At 37.3% G+C, this 19,520-nt stretch carries 24 protein-coding genes and 1 tRNA gene; 11 read left to right on the top strand and 14 right to left on the bottom strand.

Annotated elements, in window-relative coordinates; genetic code table 11:
- Nucleotides 1–97: 97 nt before the first annotated feature.
- Nucleotides 98–182, bottom strand: a tRNA-Leu gene (locus ABMA78_RS14295).
- Between the two features lie 112 nt (nucleotides 183–294).
- Here ABMA78_RS14295 and ABMA78_RS14290 point away from each other — a divergent pair.
- On the top strand, nucleotides 295–963 hold the full coding sequence (locus ABMA78_RS14290) for a hypothetical protein (RefSeq protein WP_392861014.1): 669 nt from the start codon (nucleotides 295–297) through the stop codon (nucleotides 961–963).
- On the opposite strand, the gene ABMA78_RS14285 is transcribed toward ABMA78_RS14290, so the two are convergent.
- The 7 genes from ABMA78_RS14285 to ABMA78_RS14255 form a co-directional block, all read right to left on the bottom strand.
- On the bottom strand, nucleotides 960–1,499 hold the full coding sequence (locus ABMA78_RS14285) for a zinc-dependent peptidase (RefSeq protein ID WP_392861012.1): 540 nt from the start codon (nucleotides 1,497–1,499) through the stop codon (nucleotides 960–962). The two genes, ABMA78_RS14290 and ABMA78_RS14285, sit on opposite strands and share 4 nt — an antisense overlap.
- Nucleotides 1,500–1,559: 60 nt before the next feature.
- Entirely contained in the window at nucleotides 1,560–2,201 is a 642-nt protein-coding gene (locus ABMA78_RS14280; protein ID WP_392861010.1) for an NAD(P)H-dependent oxidoreductase, read from the bottom strand.
- Complete coding sequence (locus ABMA78_RS14275) at nucleotides 2,191–2,631, bottom strand: MarR family winged helix-turn-helix transcriptional regulator (RefSeq protein WP_392861008.1); 441 nt, start codon at nucleotides 2,629–2,631, stop codon at nucleotides 2,191–2,193. Before ABMA78_RS14275 ends, ABMA78_RS14280 begins: the two co-directional genes overlap by 11 nt.
- A complete protein-coding gene (locus ABMA78_RS14270; RefSeq protein ID WP_392861006.1) occupies nucleotides 2,628–3,107 on the bottom strand; it encodes a glutathione peroxidase in 480 nt (159 codons plus the stop codon). The genes ABMA78_RS14275 and ABMA78_RS14270 overlap by 4 nt, the downstream gene beginning before the upstream one ends.
- Nucleotides 3,108–3,211: 104 nt before the next feature.
- Nucleotides 3,212–3,517: a hypothetical protein gene (locus ABMA78_RS14265; protein WP_392861004.1), complete on the bottom strand. Its 306-nt coding sequence runs from the start codon at nucleotides 3,515–3,517 to the stop codon at nucleotides 3,212–3,214.
- Between the two features lie 32 nt (nucleotides 3,518–3,549).
- Nucleotides 3,550–3,771: a hypothetical protein gene (locus ABMA78_RS14260; RefSeq protein ID WP_392861002.1), complete on the bottom strand. Its 222-nt coding sequence runs from the start codon at nucleotides 3,769–3,771 to the stop codon at nucleotides 3,550–3,552.
- A gap of 106 nt (nucleotides 3,772–3,877) precedes the next feature.
- Nucleotides 3,878–4,141: a hypothetical protein gene (locus ABMA78_RS14255; RefSeq protein ID WP_392861000.1), complete on the bottom strand. Its 264-nt coding sequence runs from the start codon at nucleotides 4,139–4,141 to the stop codon at nucleotides 3,878–3,880.
- 123 nt (nucleotides 4,142–4,264) lie between these two features.
- Here ABMA78_RS14255 and ABMA78_RS14250 point away from each other — a divergent pair, with 123 nt between their 5' ends.
- The 5 genes from ABMA78_RS14250 to ABMA78_RS14230 all read left to right on the top strand — a co-directional run bounded on the left by ABMA78_RS14250 (nucleotide 4,265) and on the right by ABMA78_RS14230 (nucleotide 8,532).
- Nucleotides 4,265–5,182 carry an alpha/beta hydrolase fold domain-containing protein gene (locus tag ABMA78_RS14250; RefSeq protein WP_392860998.1) on the top strand — a complete coding sequence of 306 codons (918 nt, stop codon included), beginning with the start codon at nucleotides 4,265–4,267 and terminating at the stop codon, nucleotides 5,180–5,182.
- Nucleotides 5,183–5,336: 154 nt separating this feature from the next.
- Nucleotides 5,337–5,942, top strand: a complete 606-nt coding sequence (locus ABMA78_RS14245) for a hypothetical protein (protein ID WP_392860996.1) — start codon at nucleotides 5,337–5,339, stop codon at nucleotides 5,940–5,942.
- 49 nt (nucleotides 5,943–5,991) lie between these two features.
- Nucleotides 5,992–6,414, top strand: coding sequence for a thioesterase family protein (locus tag ABMA78_RS14240; RefSeq protein WP_392860994.1), 423 nt, complete (start codon nucleotides 5,992–5,994; stop codon nucleotides 6,412–6,414).
- Nucleotides 6,415–6,515: 101 nt separating this feature from the next.
- Complete coding sequence (locus tag ABMA78_RS14235; RefSeq protein ID WP_392860992.1) at nucleotides 6,516–7,178, top strand: ATP-binding cassette domain-containing protein; 663 nt, start codon at nucleotides 6,516–6,518, stop codon at nucleotides 7,176–7,178.
- Nucleotides 7,165–8,532, top strand: a complete 1,368-nt coding sequence (locus tag ABMA78_RS14230) for a hypothetical protein (protein ID WP_392860990.1) — start codon at nucleotides 7,165–7,167, stop codon at nucleotides 8,530–8,532. The genes ABMA78_RS14235 and ABMA78_RS14230 overlap by 14 nt, the downstream gene beginning before the upstream one ends.
- Before the next feature lie 36 nt (nucleotides 8,533–8,568).
- Here the strand turns inward: ABMA78_RS14230 and ABMA78_RS14225 are convergent, their stop codons facing one another.
- The 6 genes from ABMA78_RS14225 to ABMA78_RS14200 form a co-directional block, all read right to left on the bottom strand.
- Nucleotides 8,569–9,609, bottom strand: coding sequence for a hypothetical protein (locus ABMA78_RS14225; RefSeq protein ID WP_392860988.1), 1,041 nt, complete (start codon nucleotides 9,607–9,609; stop codon nucleotides 8,569–8,571).
- 111 nt (nucleotides 9,610–9,720) lie between these two features.
- Complete coding sequence (locus ABMA78_RS14220) at nucleotides 9,721–11,115, bottom strand: L-serine ammonia-lyase (RefSeq protein ID WP_392860986.1); 1,395 nt, start codon at nucleotides 11,113–11,115, stop codon at nucleotides 9,721–9,723.
- Nucleotides 11,116–11,152: 37 nt separating this feature from the next.
- Nucleotides 11,153–12,667, bottom strand: coding sequence for a hypothetical protein (locus tag ABMA78_RS14215; protein WP_392860984.1), 1,515 nt, complete (start codon nucleotides 12,665–12,667; stop codon nucleotides 11,153–11,155).
- Between the two features lie 72 nt (nucleotides 12,668–12,739).
- On the bottom strand, nucleotides 12,740–12,994 hold the full coding sequence (locus ABMA78_RS14210; protein WP_392860983.1) for a hypothetical protein: 255 nt from the start codon (nucleotides 12,992–12,994) through the stop codon (nucleotides 12,740–12,742).
- Between the two features lie 76 nt (nucleotides 12,995–13,070).
- Complete coding sequence (locus tag ABMA78_RS14205; protein WP_392860981.1) at nucleotides 13,071–13,685, bottom strand: 3'-5' exonuclease; 615 nt, start codon at nucleotides 13,683–13,685, stop codon at nucleotides 13,071–13,073.
- Nucleotides 13,648–14,691, bottom strand: a complete 1,044-nt coding sequence (locus ABMA78_RS14200; protein ID WP_392860979.1) for a trypsin-like serine peptidase — start codon at nucleotides 14,689–14,691, stop codon at nucleotides 13,648–13,650. The genes ABMA78_RS14205 and ABMA78_RS14200 overlap by 38 nt, the downstream gene beginning before the upstream one ends.
- A gap of 123 nt (nucleotides 14,692–14,814) precedes the next feature.
- Between ABMA78_RS14200 and queA the strand changes: the two genes are divergently transcribed.
- The 5 genes from queA to secD all read left to right on the top strand — a co-directional run bounded on the left by queA (nucleotide 14,815) and on the right by secD (nucleotide 19,518).
- Nucleotides 14,815–15,870 carry a tRNA preQ1(34) S-adenosylmethionine ribosyltransferase-isomerase QueA gene (gene queA, locus ABMA78_RS14195; protein ID WP_392860977.1) on the top strand — a complete coding sequence of 352 codons (1,056 nt, stop codon included), beginning with the start codon at nucleotides 14,815–14,817 and terminating at the stop codon, nucleotides 15,868–15,870.
- 6 nt (nucleotides 15,871–15,876) lie between these two features.
- Complete coding sequence (tgt, locus tag ABMA78_RS14190; protein ID WP_392860975.1) at nucleotides 15,877–16,995, top strand: tRNA guanosine(34) transglycosylase Tgt; 1,119 nt, start codon at nucleotides 15,877–15,879, stop codon at nucleotides 16,993–16,995.
- A 26-nt stretch (nucleotides 16,996–17,021) separates the two neighbouring features.
- Entirely contained in the window at nucleotides 17,022–17,360 is a 339-nt protein-coding gene (yajC, locus tag ABMA78_RS14185) for a preprotein translocase subunit YajC (protein ID WP_021267106.1), read from the top strand.
- 2 nt (nucleotides 17,361–17,362) lie between these two features.
- Nucleotides 17,363–17,686, top strand: a complete 324-nt coding sequence (locus tag ABMA78_RS14180; protein WP_392860973.1) for a twin-arginine translocase TatA/TatE family subunit — start codon at nucleotides 17,363–17,365, stop codon at nucleotides 17,684–17,686.
- A 122-nt stretch (nucleotides 17,687–17,808) separates the two neighbouring features.
- A complete protein-coding gene (gene secD / locus ABMA78_RS14175) occupies nucleotides 17,809–19,518 on the top strand; it encodes a protein translocase subunit SecD (RefSeq protein ID WP_392860971.1) in 1,710 nt (569 codons plus the stop codon).
- The last annotated feature ends 2 nt before the right edge of the window (nucleotides 19,519–19,520 follow it).

The following is a 19,520-nucleotide window of genomic DNA, read 5'->3' as shown; positions in this document are numbered from 1 at the left end:
GTGGCAATTGACGCCTCCAAAACCAGCACGCCTACGGCTTGCTTTTAACTAAGCAAGTTATGTATTAAAAAATGATATTTGGAATTTGTTTTGGAAATGGTGCCTAGAACTGGACTTGAACCAGCAAGCCTTGCGGCACACGGCCCTCAACCGTGCGTGTTTACCAATTTCACCACCTAGGCACATTGAAATCACTTGAATTCTTTAGATATATTAATCACTTAGAATTTAATTGGCAACGAAAAATCTTGCTTGATATTGACCCGCTGTGGCATTGTGCCTTAAGCTTATGATATGAGAGTTTTTCTTCTATTTGTGCTGTTTGCACTATCATCTACCGCAGCTGCGCGAGAGTACACGAAACCCGTTGATTACGCTGAGTATACAGTGGTTATCGAGGCCCCTATTGATGTGGTGTGGGACTATAATTCTAAAAATGAAAATGCCCGCCAGTGGTCGACTTATTTCTACAAAATTGTATCTTGCCCCATTTCTGAGTGTCCTTGGAATGCAAATTTAAAGGATAGTGATATTGGTTTTACTCGTCGCTGTTATCGACGAGAGAGCGAGAAGGGGACTTTCTGGGATGAAACGACCACCAAAGTCACGAAAGCTCAAGGAGAGTACTATAAGCAAATTAGGGCCTATAACTTCAATGAGTTTATGGACTTTATGAACTACGATGAAAAGGGAGAGTTTCTTGTGGAGCAATTCTATAAGAAGCTTGATGAAAATAAGACGTCTCTAACGTTTCGCTCTGGTTACATAGACCGTCTTGAGCTTGAGAGTCCGCCCTCTAAATTTGAATACTTTTTTTGGAACCAGATCTTTAATTTTATAACAAAGAGAAGTGTTACCAATACCTTTAAGTGGAACTTGATTAATATAAAGGCGCATATTGAGCAGGGAGAAAATTATAAGAGAATTCACCCGTATAGCTCAAATAATGCTGACTTCTATTAGTCTTTTAGGTGAAAGCGGTAAAACTTGTTAAGGTTTTCGTAGATCGTAGGCCTTGAGCTCGCAAGCTCTGGTGCTCTTTCAAAGTACATCAGAGAGAGCTTGGAAAAATCACCATTCATCTCTTTTAAGGCAAGCTTTCCAAAATCAATTTCAAATTGTTTTTCATTGAACTTCAACCATTTTTCAAAGGGCCACGCACTATCGATGGACTTTATGCCTGGGTAGAAATTTGTCTTTCTTTTAAAGATTGGTAGACAGGCGTAGTATGAAGTCAGAATACGTTGCTCTTCTTCGATTGATTCGTGCCACTTTTTCTCACTGTAAAAAACTAAGATTGAATTTAATATTTTATCTTTTTCTGAGTTCGTGAGCTCATTAAATAGAGAGGTTTGCGATGTAAGAAAGTCACTCCAAAATAATCGATTTTGCTCGTATTTCTTTTTCAAAAGATTTCTTCGTATTTTATGAGAATAGTGCTTATAGAAGAAATAACCAAATAGGAGAATAAAGAATATAAGAACTGGGGCGATAATCATGATGTCAGCATAACATAAAAAAGCGGCCAATTGAATTGACCGCAAGTTATTAGATAACAATTAGATTACTTTAAATACTTCATCGAAGCTAAAGCGGACTTTTTCAAGATCCTTGTACTTGTCCTCATCTGACCTGTAGCCAAGGGCCACAGTTCCAAGAGTTTTGTACTTTGTACCTTCAAGACCTAAGATTTTGTCGTACTCTTCAGGAACAATCCCTTCGATAGCGCAAGTATCAATTCCTTGAATCGCTGCTGTCATTAGAAGCTGTCCCATGGCAATATAAGTTTGGCGTTGTGACCACTCTGGAATCGTTTTTGAGCGAGGCCCATCAATAAGGGCACCTTTCATGACATCAAAGTAGCCCTGTAAACTTTCACGTTCAACATTTCTTTGCTGAGCAATTGATTGGACAAATTTTTCAACGTATTCCTCGTCGAGCTCTGTTAGGTAAGCAAGTACAACATAGTGAGAAGCATCAGTTACTTGAGATTGTCCCCAAGAATGCTCTCTTAATTTTTCGCGTGTTTCCTGATCGTTTACTAAAATAAACTTCCAAGGTTGTAGGCCAAATGAGCTGGCCGCAAGCCTTAAAGATTCATTTAATACATGTAAATCCTCATCTGAAATTTTCTTTGTTTTATCAAAAATCTTTGTAGCATAACGCCAATTAAGTGCTTTTATAATTTCTTCATTCTTCATGTGTGCTCCACTGGTTATATATCTTATCCGCTTCAGCTTTAAGTTTTTGGATCTCTTTTAGATCAACATTATTTGAACATAGAAGCTTCTGCGGGATTGTTTTTGCTTTTTTCTTTAATTTCTTCCCACTTGTCGTGGTTGTAATGTAGACAATTCTTTCATCCTCAAGACAACGTTTCTTCTCAACCATTCCTTTTTCAATAAGGCGCTTAATTAATGGAGTTAAAGTCCCGTTATCAAGGGAAAGCTTTTCACCTAGTTGAGACATATTCATCTTGTCATTTTCCCATAAGGCAAGCATGACAAGGTATTGTGGGTAGGTGAGGTTAATCTCTTCAAGATATGGCCTATACTGACTTGTAATTAACTTACTCAGTCTGTAGAGACTAAAACATACTTGATTGTCGATTAATAGAATGTCTTCACTCATTTCTTGAAACTCTTTTCAATATCTTTCTCTAAGCTTTCAGGCTTATCAATTGGGGCATATCTTTTTATTGGATGCCCTTCACTATCAACGAGAAATTTTGTGAAATTCCACTTGATTTTCTTACTGCCCAATAGACCTGGTAACTCGTCTTTAAGATATTGGTAAAGTGGGTGAGTGTTGTCTCCATTAACATCAATTTTTTCAAAAAGTGGAAACGAAGTTTTAAATGTTAAGTCGCAAAACGACTGAATATCTTCTGAGCTTCCTGGCTCTTGTTTTCCAAATTGGTTACATGGGAAGGCCAAGATCTCTAGCTTACCTTGGTACTTATCATAGAGCTTTTGTAGTCCTTCATATTGAGGTGTAAAGCCACATTTACTTGCTGTATTTACAATAAGGAGACTCTTTCCTTTAAATTCAGATAGAGATCTTTCATTTCCTCTAATATCAACTGCTTTATAATCATAGATGCTCATACATAATCTCCTGGGGATTAGTTTATATGAGTATTATATATTACAAAATTATATTGTGTGCAATATAATTGTAAAAAATAAGATACTGAAGTAAATTCAATATCTTATTTGTACTTACGATCAAATAGAGGAGGTCTGGCATGTCTTTCCATGTATTCATTCACTCTATATTCATCTTGATCTTGACCCTGATCTTGCGAAGCAGGTGTACGCTCCATTTTCTTTTCTTCCATTTTCTCTTCACGTGACTGATTACGTTCTTGACTTGCGCGCTGCTCTTCTTCACCGTGAATCAGCCTCTGAACAGATGGGTCGTTCTCATCTATAATGGCCGTATAGCGCTCACCATAAACCTCCATGCTGAATGCAAGGAGAGTCAGTGTAATTAAGATATATGTGAGGACTTTCATTTTAAACCTCTTTCCTCTCTATCAAAATACTCTTATTCGTATATGAGAAAGTGAGTATCAGTTAACGAGACACCTTTCTTACGTTCTTTTGAAGCAGGCATACGATCTCTGTCATGCTTCATTTTTGCTTTCTTATCTTTTTTCATCATTTGATGAGTTTCTGACTTCTCAGACATTTTCTTCTGCTTATCTTTACGTGCAAACGCTGGCGTAGTCAGTAGGACAACAATTAAAGTCATGGGAATTAGTTTCATATCTTACCTCTTTTTTGTGTTATAGCTCTATTAGCTCTTTGGTTTGATTATGAAACTGTACTTTGGATTTTTTATGTAATTATTGTGGATATTGATTGATAGTTTTTTACTTGTAAGGTCTCTTATATTTTTCGTCACTATCTTGAATATGACCATTTTCATCTTCAGTTGGAATGCTTGCGGGGAATCGACTTTGTTCAATTTCTTTCGGAATAATTGGGCCCATTCCATCGTCATCAATTTTGAAGAGCTTTGCTTGAGTATCGTCAATAGGCGTTGGTGAATGGATTTCATTATCCACAATGATATAAGAAAAACTATTTGAGGCCATGAGTGTACAGATCAATACAATTAAAGAGAATGCTTTCATTGGCCTTGTTACCTTTATTTGATTAAAATAGCGAAAATAGTTTTACTAATTTTAACTATCGGAATTTTATTTATATACTTTATTTAATAAATACTTTTCCGTGTAAATGTAATGGGTTACACATTGTCTAAATCAATTACTGAATTCATTCATCAGAAACGACTTTCTTCAATGCAGTCATTCTTTGATGTGGGCATTAAACGCTTTTCTCGCATCACCCTTGATGAGCTTAGAAGGGCCATGGAGCTTATTGAAGGTGAGTATAAGAAGCTCGTGAGCTGTTCAACTCAAAAACTCCTGAACCAGACCTGTTTAGTGTGGGGCCAACCGCAATCTCATTGTACGATCCATCTTCACTCAGGTGGTTATGTGACAGGACATGAGTATACAAGTGCCCAATTCTGCCAAGCACTCTTTAGTGAACATAATGAGTCTTCGTATATCATCTGCCCAGATTATCCATTATCTCCAGAGTCGAGTATTCCTGAGATTACAAGTTGGTGCCTAGCTCTTTTAAATGATCTTCATCTAAAAGGAGTGACGTCTTTTACGCTAACAGGTGTCTCTGCTGGTGCAAACCTTGCGACTCTACTTAGCTTGGCCAATAACAACTTGGGTGATAAGAGCTTTAAAATTACAGACCTTCATCTTTTAACAGGCCATTATCAAAGTGACTTTGAGACAACTTCGGCCAATAAGTATGAAAGTGGAGAAGAGAGTGGATTATCGAAATCCATGCTCTTAAAACTTTTGGATTATGCAATTTCAAATAGAGAAGTTCATATGCAGGACCCTGCGATCTTTCCACTTTATAGTGATGAACTTGAATCATTACCAAAGACTTATATCTATGCCGCTAAGTATGATGTTCTCTATGATGACAGTTTAATGTTCTATGAGAAGCTACTTAGAGAAGGAGTGGATGTGACATTCAAAGAATTTTCACATGGCTTCCATGCATGGTCCAATCATGTTCTTGAAAACGATGCACTTCTAAGCTACGCGAAGGAATATATCTTTAATGAGATTAAAGATTCGTAGATTCCTGTTGATCTAATCTTTTCCAAATAAGCTCTATGGATATGGCCACTAAATTGGCCAATATCCTCAAGTATGAAACTCTCAAATGTCGCGTAAATAGGCGTATTTAGAAGATTTCATGAGTGACGATAAAATCTAACTTGAGAGGGGTTTTATGAAGGCTCAATGGGGTTTCTATAGACGTAATTTAGCAATTGGAGAGTTATATTCTCTAAAAGGCCTTCTTAAATTAATTACTCTATTTTCATTATTCTTTTTCATCTCCCTTACAATTTTAATCCTAATTATTTTATTTGATTATATTCCCTATATTCCAAATATAAGCTTCATCCTTGTGGCATCTTTATTGATTTATCAACTTCGATTCTCTAATAAACCTGAGGAGCTATTCGGAGAGTTACTCTTTCCAAGTAAGGCCTTAAAGAAATGGTTCGAAAGAAGTTTTATGATCTGCTGCTTATCTCTTATCATTTCTTTCTTTTGTCTTTCGATGCTTAGGTATATCCGCTATTCATCTGCAAATACGCAACAGTTGTTGTCATACTTTCATATGGCCAAACCTGTATATGCTTTTGTTTTTATCAAGAATCGGCCTGATGATTTTTTAGCCTACTATGATAAAGGTATGCCTTTAGATCGCGATTTTAGATGGCTCAATGACGATATCCTTATTAAGGCAATGGTTGTTAATAACAGACACGAATTATTAGTAAAATTCTTATCTAACAAGAAAGGCCTCAATATCTCCTCGGCCCAATAATGAATTCTTATATCTTGTGTGAGTAAGTTTAATTAGTTAAAATTTATCCATGGCACGTATAAAATTATCGACACCTCAAAGAGAAGCAGATTTTAAAACAAAAATCGAGCTAACAATTAACTTCGTCAATTATGGAAATCATATGGGAAATGATGCTGTGGCAACACTTTGTCATGAAGGACGTCTGCGTTTTCTAAAGTCCCTTGGCCATGATGAACTAAATTGTTTTGGGAAGTCTCTCATTCAAGCTGACGCTGCTTACATGTACCGCGGAGAAGCTTTTCACGGAGACATTTTAGAAGTTGAAATGTTTGTCGAAGATATTAGTGAATACGGCTATGACCTTCTATATAAGTTCACTTGTGGTGATCGTCTTATTGCTTACGCTAAAAATGGACTAGTCTTCTTTGACTATGAAGAGCGAAAGCTTGCCAAGGCGCCTCAGGCCTTTCTTGACCACTTTAAGAAATAGACTGCCTATAATTTGAGGAAGTCTATTCACGCTAATTAGTTGATTTTTGTATCTGCTTGAACCACCTGTACAATTATTATTTATAATTGAATGGAGGGGATATGGGCGCTAATTCAAATAGTTCATTAGTTGAGCTTAAGAATTTGGATTATACTTTCCCTGATGGCGAAGTTATTTTTAAGAATGTTTCCTTAAAAGTTGGCGCCGGTGAATTTGTCATTTTACTTGGAAAGAATGGTTCAGGTAAAAGTACTCTTATCAATCTTGTTCTAGGTGTATATAATCCGCTAAATGGTCATGTTAATGTTTTTGATATGGCCCCAACGCATAATCGTTCAAAGATCTTTAAGAAAATGTTCTTTAACTCACATGATTTTGATTTTGATGAAAACTCTCGTGTTGGTTTCATTTTAGATAATTATCAAATTCTTTATCCTGATTATGATATCGAAAAAGAAAAAAGTCTCCTCGCTGATTTTGAGCTCGATCGAGATAAGTGTATCCATGAGCTTTCTACTGGAATGAAGGTTCGTGTTCAAATCATTGCGGCCATCGCATCTGGTACACCTCTTATCCTAATTGATGAGATAACTGCCGTTCTTGATCGAAAGGCACGTAAGTTGTTAGGTGAGCTTTTATCAAAAGAGTGTGCATCTGGGCGAAGTGTTGTGATGGCAACAAATATACCTGAAGATACGACATTAAACAGTAATAGAGTTCTTACAATTAGGTCTCATGGGATTGTCGATTATGAAGCAGCATAGTGTTCTTGGAAATCTTATTGTTAATAATATCAAAGAGAATAAGAATGTCATTTTTCTTAAAACTCTATTCTTTCTTCTTTGTCTTTTTTTATCTTGGATTGTTTATTCAAAATTTGAACTAAATATTCTACCAATTACTGCATTTTCAGTTATTTTTATTTCGATTGTTTTAAATAAGAGTCGCTCTCAGACCATTAGATCGCCTTATAAATTGACCGGGAGTCTATATAATTTAACTCTTCCAATTAGTCTGTTTCACAAAATGTTGCTTCAAGCTTTTGGATTTTTCTTCTCTTATTTTTATAGCATCATAGCAGGTCTTTACATGGCCGACTTTCTTTTATTAAATTCTTCTCAAAACGATATGAATGATGAAAAGGTTATATTATCTACTATGCTTTTATTCATTTTTTTTGCTAATTCATTTAATGTAAGAACTTTTGCCTTTCAAGAGCGACATCAATTTAATCGACTTTTTAGAAATCCTCTTATTTCTTTAACTAATATTCCTTTTTTAGTTCTAAATGTTATATTTATTGGGATTTCTCTGCTTCTCCTAGGTGTTGTTATTACTGAGGATAGTGCAATTTGGATTTTTCCACTATTTTTATGCCTTTTTATCATTCATACTTTTGTAAGAGTTTATAAAGATGATAGGCCATATAATGAGCATAAGAAGTTTCGCTTATTACAAACAAGTTTAAAGAAGCAGCTGATCCTTAACTTAAAGCTCACATCAAGTCTTGGGATAGGTGCTGTTTTACTTTTCTATTTTATCTCAAGCTTTAATCACATAAATTATAATTCATATATCGTTCATTCTGGATTTGGATTTATTAAAGAAGCTAAATTCATAACACTTTTAAAAGATAAAGATTCGAGTAAGTTTATTAAATATTATGATAGTGGAATGCCTGATGATAAGCAGTACCAATGGCTGAATGAAAAGGTCATTTTTGAATTTGCGACAAGGTTTGATCGAAAGGATATTATCCTTCATCTTCTTCCTAGTAAGATTTCTGAATATGATAGTTATATCTGTCAATTAAATGAAGACAAGAAATGTCACCCAGGAAGTTTATTAAACTTTATGGTGGTTATGAATAGCCAGAAGTTTCTAACTTATCTCTTAAAGAATAATGAGTATAAAATCGAAGATCATACTCTTAGTAATAATCTTTTATTGGCCGCAAAGGAATGTAAGGGACGGTCTATTGCATCTATTCTAGATTCAGACTTAATAAAAAATGATAAGGATAAGAGTGAGCTTTTTAATACATTAGGAGAGTCAAGTGAGCCTGAGTGTAAGAAAGCGATGAGGGATATAATTAGTAGAGCATATCTTAAAAAATAAAAAAGGCCTCAAACGAGGCCTTTTCTTTTATTTGAATTAATCGATTTTTTGAATTTGATGAATATATTCTCTGTACTCTTGAATATTGTCATTTTGAGCTTGGATATTATCTAGCTCTGGAAGATCAACGTTATCGAAGATATTTTTAACTTTCTTATCGATCTCGTGCTTAACACCAATTGATAGAAGGAAGTCATAACACTTAAGTGCTTCTTCGATCTTCTTATTCGCTTCATGCATCGTTGCTGCATTTGACGTTTCAAAAGTAGAAGGAAGTTCTAGCTTTCCTAGTTTTCCACCTGATACAACGTGAAGAAGTCCTGGCCAAAATGAAGCTTCATCGGCATCCATTGAATCATTGATTGCAAGTGCAAGGATGATATCAATACGTGCTTTTAAAAGAGCAATTGAGATTTCACGGTTGTGACCTGCAACGATATATTCCTCTGACTTACTTAGAGTTGCACCTTGAGAGTCTTTGATAAGTGCATCTTTCATAAGTGTGTACATCGACATTTCTGCAAAACCATTATTTTTTGCATTGAATGTTTGACGGTGGTGAACCTTGTGAAGTGCCGCAGCTACAGCATAGAAAGATTGCTCATAGTTACGTTTTTTAAGTGACCACTTTCCTGTATGGATAGGAGTCATCTTACCTTTCTTCATTGCTTTTTTAACGTTGAATTCACCCTTAATATCTGTTTCATAAACAGAGGCCATATTCTTATAAAATTCTTCAACTGCATCATAGAAAAGCATGTCACGAATTTCTAAGTTATCGTAAGGCTTAATTCCCGTATAAAGGTTGTACTCGAATGCCATAAAGAATTTTGCAGCATTTGTAAGCTTTTGACCCATTTCGATATTATCATTAAGGATAAGTGCGAAAGCATCACGTCTTTCAACTGAAGACTGTGCCGAACGAAGCTGTGAGTATAGCTGTGATGTTGTATCACTCATACCGTCAGTCGTCTCACCAAGTTTATCCATTTTTTGTGGCATTTTGATGGCCTCTTTAACTTCCTTACAACCTGTAAACAGAGTAAGTAGCATTAGAGGAATTAAGATCTTTTTCATGACTCTCTCCCAAATTTCCTATGTAAAAGTAGGTCTTTGTATGATGTGAGTCACTAAAATGAAAGTGTTTATCTTGACGTGTGAAAGAAGTAGCGTGTCTAACTAGCTGAATTAACACTCTGTGACGTTAACAGCGAGTCCACCACGACTTGTTTCCTTGTACTTCGTCTGCATATCGGCGCCAGTTTCTTTCATGGTTTTGATAACCTTATCAAGACTCACGTAGTGACTTCCGTCTCCACGCATGGCCATTCTAGCTGCATTGATTGCTTTGACAGCACCCATGGCATTTCTCTCGATACATGGAATTTGCACAAGGCCGCCAATAGGGTCACAAGTCAGTCCTAGGTTGTGCTCCATAGCGATTTCTGCTGCGTTTTCGATCTGCTCGTTTGTTCCGCCTAGAACTTGTGCAAGACCTGCTGCGGCCATTGAACAAGCAACGCCAACTTCACCCTGGCATCCAACTTCAGCACCTGAAATCGATGCGTTCTTTTTATAAAGAATACCAACACAGCCTGCGACTAAAAGGAAGTCCACGACTTTTTCAATTGAGGCATCCTTAACAAATTTAAGATAGTATTTAATAACTGCAGGAATAATTCCGGCCGCTCCATTTGTTGGGGCCGTCACAACTTTTCCACCAGAGGCATTTTCTTCATTTACTGAAATCGCAAAGAGATTTACCCAGTCCATAATCGTTAGAGGATCAAGATTCTTTTCGCAATCTTTCTTTAAGAGCGCTTCATGTAATTTCTTTGCGCGTTTATTTACTTTTAGGCCACCGGGAAGTTGTCCTTCAGCCTTAAGGCCCCTATTGATACAATTATCCATTGCCTGCCATATCTCTAGCAGACCTTTGTTAATCTCTTGTTCACTTCGCCATGTTGTTTCGTTTGTCTTTATTAGCTCACAAATCGAAATCTCATTCTTGTTTGCTGTCTCTAGTAATTCATCACCACAAGTGAATGGATACTTAACCTTGCTAGTGTGCTGAGAAAAAATATCGCCGTCATTATTTTCACCTTCAGCAACAATAAAGCCACCACCGATTGAATAATAGATTTTTTTGAATAGCTCTTTTCCATCTTTATCAATCGCTTGAAAGCACATTCCATTTGAATGGAAGTCTAGCGTTTGCTTGCGGTGAAATAAGATATGTTCTCGTGGAATATATGAGATTGTTTTCGCGTTTTCTTTGCCCTCAAAGAATGTAAGTTCTTCTTTATCGTGGGCAAGATCTAGGATGCGATCAATTTGATCAGGGCAAATATCTTCAGGCGTATAACCACTAAGCCCTAGGATGACGGCCTTGTCTGTACCGTGACCTTTTCCTGTTAAGGCAAGAGATCCATAGAGTGCAGTTGAGACAACTTGTGTCTCATTGTAGAGGCCCATTGAGATGAGCTTATCCATAAATTCTTTAGCGGCCCTCATAGGCCCTACCGTATGGGAACTACTTGGCCCAATACCGATTGAGTAGATATCAAATACACTTAAATTCATGAGGAATTTATATCAGATGATTATGATTTGAGCTAGCCTAGTTCCACTTATCTTCAAGATATGTATGAATTGTGTTCACTGTTGCTGCATCTGGGGGATCGTTAAAGAGCATTAGTTCCATGACGTCACCATTAAAATAGCCGCCATTTCCACTTAGGTTGCCAGTGTGAGTGTAGCTATCACTAAGGTATGAACCAAGGGAGATGGCCCCTGAGTGTGCGTATAAAAGGGAAGTTGATGTTGTTGATCCAATTGAACTTCCGTTGACATAGCAAGTAAGGTCACCGTCAGGCCCGGCCGAACCAGCATAGTTGGTGTAATCAAATACCCATGTAACGTGGTAAATGGTATTTGTTGCTATTGGCGCGCTGACAGAAGTGAAGGCCTGGCTGCCATCACCGTCATCGTTAATATTCCAAAATCCACAGTAGAGATTTCCACTTTGAATATAGATATTCATCCCACGACTGGCCCCGCCTTCTTCGTAGATAATTTGTAGGCTTGTAATATCGGCCGAAGTCTCAATAGACGCTGTGATATTTCTTTGATCAGTAGTGGCCGTATTTAATTCCGCATGATTTGCAACAGTCAGGTACTGGTTTGATCCATTAAAGACAACATGATTATCAACTCCGTCAAAAGTTGGAGCAGCGCCATTTTGATAGAAGTGATGAGTGTTGGCACTTGCAGATGTATCAAGCCAGTCTTCAACTGAACCATTGAAGGCACCATTTGAAGCATCAAGCCCGCCGCTATCTAAGATTGAACTAAGATCACTCGCATCTAAGCGCGCTACCATATTTGGTAACGATGTGGCCGGATTAAAAACTTGGAATGCTGCTGAGTTTTGAATTATTTCAAAACCGGCCTCATCGACCGCCTTTAAAGTTATATAATAATTTGTTGCTTCAGTAAGAGTGAAGCTTGCACCATTTACGCCATCTTGAATTTTATAGGATGTGACATTTCCAATATCGATCCAAGTTTGTACATCAGTTGCACCAGCAGTTGTTCCAATTGCAATCTCGTAGTGATCAAGAACGCAATTATCTGTCGCTGCTACCCATGTTGTCGTCGTTGATGACCCTGCTGTAGCATCATCTGCAGAAACATCTGGCACACCTAGACCTGTAGGAGCGCTGTTGTCCCAGTAGAAACTTGTGCTTGTTAGTGTTGTTGAGATTTGCGCTGTCGCACTTACTGCGCGCACAGAAGGGTAGTAAGCTTGGCATTGTGTTAAACCTACCAGCGCCGTGTGAGTGTAATTTGTGACAACTCCAATGTCCGTCCATGCCGTATGCTCTGTACCACCTGCAGAAGTACCGAGTGCGTATTCAATATGATCTAAACTTGCTGGATTGGTCCAAGAAATGACCGGTGAATTTTGAGGTAGAGCACCTGTAATGACAGCTTGTGCTGTTGAGATAGCAGTAGGTGCCGCCTGACCAACAGGAGCTGCTTGAATTCCCGATGCACCCTCTGCGCCTCCTGAACAAGAGGTAAGAGTAAGGCCAAGGAATGTTAATATTATTGCGCACTTAATAACATTCATTCTGGTTAAATTATAGAATGAATGAGTTTGAATTTATTTAGGAAATAATTTACCTAGTTTAAGTTGCTGTAATTATTTACCACGAGAGTCTGGGTAGATGCATCGATCCCCACAATTCTCTTCGATATCCTGCCACTTGGGATTTTGTTCAAGTTCATACTTGTACTTATAGATTTCTTCAGAGGAAGGTTGGCGAATTTTTCGATCATCAGGAATAGCTGCTTCTTCATAGGGATTAGTTGTTCCAAAGCTATCCATTCGATATGCACCGCTCTGATTTTTTGATTTTTGTGCATAAACGCCAGAAGCGAAAAACAATATAATCAATATCCTTAGGACTTTCATACGATCTATCATGATCAAAAATCATGAATCTTTGATGAAAGATTATGAAAAGAAATTCTTATTTGGCTTCTAGGGCCTGATAAAGCTTTAATGAAATCCAGGCGTCAGTTGCAGCATAGCGAATCTGGGCATCGGTTAGTTTGTTATTTTCCCAATTTGTAAGCTTTGCTTTCTTTGAAATCTTCTTCTCTAAAAGAATTCCTGTAAGGGATTGCAGGCCAAGAGTGATATAGCCTTGGGCCTTGGCGAGATCCTGAACATCAACAACACCTTTGGCATTGATATGGTATTGCTTTTTAAGATCACGACAATCGTCTTTAACGGCAACACCTGTCTTAATAAGCTTTTCGTCCTCTAAGTAATCTACTAAGTAGTCTGGGCATTGGATCTTATTCAAACGAAAAAGGAAGCACTCATCTTCAAATGAAACTTGAATAAGGCTTATTCGGAAATTATCGGTTTTTTTAAAAGAAGGCCTCGATTCAGTATCAAGGCCCGTGCAATTGTATTTTTGATTTAATTCTTGAAATCTTTTTGAAATATCTTGGGCCTTTTGTTCTGTATCAATCAGATGAATCTGGCCCGTGTAATCAATCATCTCGAAAGAGTTGATTTCTTCTTTAGTGATTCTAGCTTTAATATTCGTCTTCGTATTCTTCTTCGTATTCTTCAATGACTTCTTCCACTTCTTCTTCGCTCTTAGCGCCTTCTTCAAAGATATAAGGCCCTAAAGCTTCTTTTAATTTGTAATCAGTATAAGCAGAGACAACTTTTGTAACAGTTTCACCAGTGCCTCCAAGCGGAGATGATTGACGTTCACACTTTCCACCTTGCTTCTTACATACGTTTACTTTATAGCAACCTTTGTCAAAATCAAAGGCATAATCGATTTCACCAGCAACTAAAATTCCAATTACCTCATCTTTCTTATTTAAAACAGGAGATCCCGAGTTACCTGCAAATGTATCGAGGTCAGTGATGATCTCTTTGCTGTAAATTGGGTTTGAGATAACCTTGGCACCATCTGCAACCTTAAGAGGAAGTCCAGTAGGGTAGCCGGCCACATAAATATCTGTACCTTTTGCTGTTGCATTTGTTGACATGTTTAGAGTTAGAGGCTTTTTATCTGTCGCTTCACGCTCAAGTTCAACGACTGCGTAGTCTAGGGAACCTGTGTAAGATGCCGCTACAACGCGCTTACAACTATAGACGTCACTCTTTTTAATTTCTAATTGTCCATCTTTGTTTACTGATGTTGAGTTATAATTGAATACCCATTTATTATCTCTACACTTTGATGTCACTTGGTCAGAAACTTCTGTTCCACCAGAGATCATACAGTGTCCGGCCGTCATAAGAAGATTTTTTCCAATTAAGAATCCACTACAACTTGCAATCGTTGGCTGGTCTCTAAATCTCATGTCACCACATGTAGGGTAACCTCTATGATATTTTAAAGTAGGAAATCTTAGAAGCTTTGTGTCAGCAACTTTTCCTTTTTCATCTTTTAAAAAAGCGTAACCTGGAACCATTGCCGCAACACTATCAACTAGAAAACCTTTATTTGATTCGTGCACATCAACTCTATTATCGTTTCCATAAATAACTTTATTAATGGCCATCGAATTTGTTGAAATTAACGCTGAAAATAATACGATTTTTGTAAGATTTAACTTCAAATTTCCCTCTCTTTTGCTTTTTGTAAGTTTTTGCAGTTTTCTTTACATTTGAATATAAGAAAGTTGTGATTTGAAAAACTTACATGATGACGATTACCTAATTTCACGCTACTATCGGGACCTATGAATCAATTAAATAATGTGGATTTACAGCTATCGTCGTACGACTACGACTTGCCTAAAGAGCAGATTGCGGAGCGCCCAATTGAAGGACGTCATCACTCAAGATTATTAGTTTACAACTGTGAAACTGATACAATCTCACATCATAAATTTAATGAACTGATTAATTTTCTCCCAAGTGAGACAACTTTGGTTCTTAATCAGAGCAAGGTATTTCCTTGTCGTCTAAAAGGTCACAAAGAAAGTGGTGGAAATGCAGAGGTTTTCTTTTTAACAGTTGAGCCTAATGAGGCCGGATATTACCGCGCCCTTGTTAAGGCCCGTGGAAAAAAGAAGGCCGGTGATAAATATATCTTCGCTAATGGACTGACAATTTCAATTGTCGACAATATTGAAGGTGAGTTCTTAATTGCGCCATCTATTGTTGGAAATGATCTAATTGATTACTTAAATGCAAATGCACTCGTTCCAATTCCTCCTTATATTCGCGGGGGAGAGTCGGATGATCAAGATAAGAAAGATTATCAAACGGTTTTTGCAAATGAGCTTGGAAGTGTTGCTGCTCCAACAGCAGGGCTTCACTTTTCGGATGAACTATTAGAGCAGATCAAGGGACAAGGACATGACATTGCGAAGGTAACTTTACATGTCGGGCTTGGAACTTTTGCGCCAGTCAAGGTTGATAATCTTGAAGATCATAAAATGCACTCTGAAAATTACTTTGTTGATAAAGTAAATTTCGAAAAAATAAAAAATGCAAAAAAGCGTTTTGCTGTTGGGACAACGAGTTTAAGAACTCTTGAAACGATTTGGCAAAATGGAGTGGATGACTATACTCCAGGAGAGATGAAGGATACTTCAATCTTCTTGCACCCTGGTGTTGATGTGAAGAGTATTGATGGTTTAGTGACAAATTTTCACTTACCAAAATCAACGCTACTTATGCTTGTGAGTGCGCTAATTGGCCGTGAGAAAACATTAGAGATTTATAATATTGCAGTTAAAGAGGGATATCGTTTCTTTTCATATGGTGATGCGATGTTAATTTTAAGGTAAGAGAATATGATTAAAGTTGAAGGATATAGCGGTAAGGCCCGCGCAACAACAATTACAACTGAGCATGGTGAAATTAAAACACCTATCTTTATGCCTGTTGGAACTCGTGCATCTGTTAAGTGTATGTGGCAAGAAGATCTTTATGAGATGAATGCTCAAATTATTCTTGGAAATACTTATCACTTATACCTAAGACCTGGGCATGAGCTTATTGAAAAAGTTGGTGGAGGACTTCATGGGTTTATGAATTGGGATCGTCCAATTCTAACTGACTCTGGTGGCTTCCAAGTATTTTCTCTTTCAGACATTAATAAAATTACTGAAGAAGGTGTAACTTTCTCTTCACATATTGATGGTTCAAAACACTTAATCTCTCCTGAAAAAAGTATGGAGATTCAAAAGGGCCTAGGCTCTGATATTGTTATGGCATTTGATGAGTGTCCAAAACTTCCTGCAACAAAAGAAACTCTTCGCGAGAGTATGGAGTTGACACTTAGATGGGCCAAGCGTTGTATCGATTACAAGCTTCGCGATTATCAAAAACTATTTGGTATTGTTCAAGGTGGACTTCATAAAGATCTTCGTACGGAATGTATGCAGCGTTTAGAAGAAATGGACTTTCCAGGACTTGCTCTTGGTGGACTTTCTGTTGGTGAGAAGAATGAAGAGATGGTTGATTTCCTAAATGACTTTGTTCACACAATGCCAGATCAAAAACCAAGATACCTAATGGGTGTTGGAAAGCCTCTTGATATTCTCAATGGAATTCGTGCCGGTATTGATATGTTTGACTGCGTTCTTCCAACAAGAAACGCACGTAACGGACAATTTTTAACACACGATGGGCCACTTAATATTAAGAATCTTCGCTTTAGAGAAGACACTCTTCCGCCTGATCCAAGTTGTGATTGTAAAGTTTGTAAAACGTATTCACGTTCTTATATTAGACACCTCTATACAACTGGAGAGTTTCTTTCTGGTAACTTGATCACTTATCACAATCTTTATTTCATGATTAAGATGACTCAGGATGCACGCGAAGCGATTCTAGCGGATAGGTTTGACGATTATTACAAAGAATTTTATAACAGATACACTTCACGAAAATGGGCCTCAGGCCAATAAATTAAAATAAAAGTTAGGAGAAACAAATGTTACAACTTTTTATATCTAATGCTTATGCTCAAGGTGGTGCTGCGGCTCCAGCTAATTCAGCGATGAACTTTGTTCCAATTATTGCTGTTGTTGCTATTTTTTATTTCCTTGTTTTCAGACCACAAAAGAAACAAATGGAAGAAGAAAAGAAAATGCTTGATACACTTGAAAAAGGTAACCGTGTTTACACAAAGTCTGGTATTTTTGGTACAATTGTTGGGATGACTGAAAAAGTTGTGGACCTTGAAATTGCTGAAGGTACACGTATTAAAATCTTACGTTCACAACTTGGTGGACTTGAAGAAAGTATCCTTTCTAATAAAAAAGAGGCGTAATTATGTTTGGTGGCTTTGGTGCTGGTGAATTACTTATTGTTTTAGTTTTTGCTCTGATTTTTATCGGACCTAAAAAATTACCTGAACTGGCAAAAGGTTTAGGAAAAGGACTTCGCGAGTTTCAAAAGGCCAAAGATGATTTAATGGATCACGTCAATGATGCTGCAGAGACCAATTCTCACAAAGAGGAATCTGTGGCATCACAAATCACAGAGTCACCGGAAGCTAGCATTGCAGCGCAAGGTGATGCCGAAATTAAGAATTCTAATAATTCTGAAGAAGAAAAAGACCAAGCAATTAAGTCGGAAAAAACGAAGCAATCGTAAGTTTTTGAAATTAATATTCTCTTAATATTGTTTTTAAGTAGTTAATCTCATATAATTTTTGTAGTTTATTTAACTCTATTATTCGAGAAAACCAAAAGAAACCCAAGGATTAGGAGAATCTAATGAGAAGAGGCTGGTGGTATCGCTTCGTATTTCTACTTATCGTAGCGATCATTTCAGGTATTTCGATTGTACCTACTGCATTTAATTTTAAAGAAACTGACAATTTTCCAGTTAAGTCTAAGATCAACTTAGGACTAGACCTTCAAGGTGGTCTGTACATGATCTTAGGAATTGACTTCAAAAAGGTCTACAAAGACGAGGTTAAAGGATACGCGCGCCGTTTAGAATTTAGCTTCAAGGACAAAACTGGTAACGGTTTTGAAATTGGTGACCTAGACTCATCTGATGAGCTAGATCCACGCCAAGAAATTATCCTAGGTTCAACTACTGATGTTGAGACTTTAAAGGATATTATTCATGACCAATACAATGGTTTTCTAAGAGTAACTAAAGATACTGGTAGTACAATCTCTGTTGCCCTAACTAAGAAAGTTAAGACTGATATCGAAGATCAATCTGTAAAAAGATCGATCGAAGTTATTCGTAACCGTATTGATGAATTTGGTGTAACTGAGCCAGAGATTATCTCTCAAGGTAAGGACCGCATCGTTGTTCAGCTTCCAGGTGTTAAGGATATCGAAAGAGCAAAAGAGCTAATCGGTAAAACAGCTAAGCTAGAATTCAAAATGGTAAACTCTGAAATTGCTCCAATCACAATTCAAGGTTGGGTATCAAAAGCAAAAGAGCAAGGCGTTGAGTATAAGAAAGGTGAGAGATTTTCTGATTACGTTTCAAAGGTAAACGAAATCGTAGCTTCTGATCTTCCAAAGGGTCATATTCTTGCATTTGAAAGAGTAACTAATGCAAAAGGTGATATCCTTCAATTAGTTCCATACTTAATTGAATCAATTGCTCGTCTGACAGGTGAAGACCTTGAGGATGCTAGAGTTCAATTCAACCCACAAAATAATAACAACCCAGAAGTAGGACTTAACTTTAAGTCTCGTGGTGCAAAGATCTTCGCTGAAGTTACTGGTGAAAATGTTGGACGTTTAATGGCCATTACACTAGATGGTAACGTTTACTCAGCTCCACGTATCAACGGTAAGATTGCTGGAGGACGCGCGACGATTTCTCTAGGTGGAAAAAGTTATAATGAGCAACTTAAAGAAGCAAAAGACTTAGCTCTTGTTCTTCGTGCCGGTGCTCTTCCTGTACAACTTGATTTCCTTGAGCAAAGAACAGTTGGTCCATCACTTGGTGCTGACTCAATTGATAAAGCTAGATTTGCTGCAATCATTGGTTGTATTCTAGTATTTGGTTTCATTCTTGTTTACTATAGAATTTCTGGTGTATTCGCCGTTACAACTCTAGCTCTTAACGTTCTAATTGTTTTAGCTATGCTTGTTGGACTTGGTGCAACTCTAACTCTTCCTGGTATTGCAGGGATCGCTCTTACTGTTGGTATGGCAATTGATGCCAATATCATTATTTACGAGCGTATTCGAGAGGAAATACGAAATAATGTCGGCTTTTATAAAGCTGTTGAAAACGGATTCAACTCTGCTTTCTGGACAATTATTGATGCAAACATCACGACTGCTCTTGCTGGTATCTGTCTTCTGAACTTTGGTACAGGTCCAATTAGAGGTTTCGCTGTTACATTATTAATTGGTATTTTTGCAACTGTTTACACTTCTTACTTTGTTTCAAAGCTATTCTTTGAATTCTATATGAATAAAGTAGAAGGGCAGGACTTAAGCATTTAAGG

It is taken from the genome of Halobacteriovorax sp. RZ-2 (genome assembly GCF_043196685.1).
Lineage (GTDB): Bacteria > Bdellovibrionota > Bacteriovoracia > Bacteriovoracales > Bacteriovoracaceae > Halobacteriovorax_A.
Note: the sequence above shows the minus strand (reverse complement) of the source record. Positions and strands in the feature narration are given on the sequence as shown.

Bases quoted from the DNA above. Each gene is read 5' to 3' on its own strand.
- ABMA78_RS14290 (WP_392861014.1), top strand. From the start codon at position 295: ATGAGAGTTTTTCTTCTATTTGTGCTGTTTGCACTATCATCTACCGCA.
- ABMA78_RS14285 (WP_392861012.1), bottom strand. From the start codon at position 1,499: ATGATTATCGCCCCAGTTCTTATATTCTTTATTCTCCTATTTGGTTAT.
- ABMA78_RS14280 (WP_392861010.1), bottom strand. From the start codon at position 2,201: ATGAAGAATGAAGAAATTATAAAAGCACTTAATTGGCGTTATGCTACA.
- ABMA78_RS14275 (WP_392861008.1), bottom strand. From the start codon at position 2,631: ATGAGTGAAGACATTCTATTAATCGACAATCAAGTATGTTTTAGTCTC.
- ABMA78_RS14270 (WP_392861006.1), bottom strand. From the start codon at position 3,107: ATGAGCATCTATGATTATAAAGCAGTTGATATTAGAGGAAATGAAAGA.
- ABMA78_RS14265 (WP_392861004.1), bottom strand. From the start codon at position 3,517: ATGAAAGTCCTCACATATATCTTAATTACACTGACTCTCCTTGCATTC.
- ABMA78_RS14260 (WP_392861002.1), bottom strand. From the start codon at position 3,771: ATGAAACTAATTCCCATGACTTTAATTGTTGTCCTACTGACTACGCCA.
- ABMA78_RS14255 (WP_392861000.1), bottom strand. From the start codon at position 4,141: ATGAAAGCATTCTCTTTAATTGTATTGATCTGTACACTCATGGCCTCA.
- ABMA78_RS14245 (WP_392860996.1), top strand. From the start codon at position 5,337: ATGAAGGCTCAATGGGGTTTCTATAGACGTAATTTAGCAATTGGAGAG.
- ABMA78_RS14240 (WP_392860994.1), top strand. From the start codon at position 5,992: ATGGCACGTATAAAATTATCGACACCTCAAAGAGAAGCAGATTTTAAA.
- ABMA78_RS14235 (WP_392860992.1), top strand. From the start codon at position 6,516: ATGGGCGCTAATTCAAATAGTTCATTAGTTGAGCTTAAGAATTTGGAT.
- ABMA78_RS14230 (WP_392860990.1), top strand. From the start codon at position 7,165: ATGAAGCAGCATAGTGTTCTTGGAAATCTTATTGTTAATAATATCAAA.
- ABMA78_RS14225 (WP_392860988.1), bottom strand. From the start codon at position 9,609: ATGAAAAAGATCTTAATTCCTCTAATGCTACTTACTCTGTTTACAGGT.
- ABMA78_RS14220 (WP_392860986.1), bottom strand. From the start codon at position 11,115: ATGAATTTAAGTGTATTTGATATCTACTCAATCGGTATTGGGCCAAGT.
- ABMA78_RS14215 (WP_392860984.1), bottom strand. From the start codon at position 12,667: ATGAATGTTATTAAGTGCGCAATAATATTAACATTCCTTGGCCTTACT.
- queA (WP_392860977.1), top strand. From the start codon at position 14,815: ATGAATCAATTAAATAATGTGGATTTACAGCTATCGTCGTACGACTAC.
- tgt (WP_392860975.1), top strand. From the start codon at position 15,877: ATGATTAAAGTTGAAGGATATAGCGGTAAGGCCCGCGCAACAACAATT.
- yajC (WP_021267106.1), top strand. From the start codon at position 17,022: ATGTTACAACTTTTTATATCTAATGCTTATGCTCAAGGTGGTGCTGCG.
- ABMA78_RS14180 (WP_392860973.1), top strand. From the start codon at position 17,363: ATGTTTGGTGGCTTTGGTGCTGGTGAATTACTTATTGTTTTAGTTTTT.
- secD (WP_392860971.1), top strand. From the start codon at position 17,809: ATGAGAAGAGGCTGGTGGTATCGCTTCGTATTTCTACTTATCGTAGCG.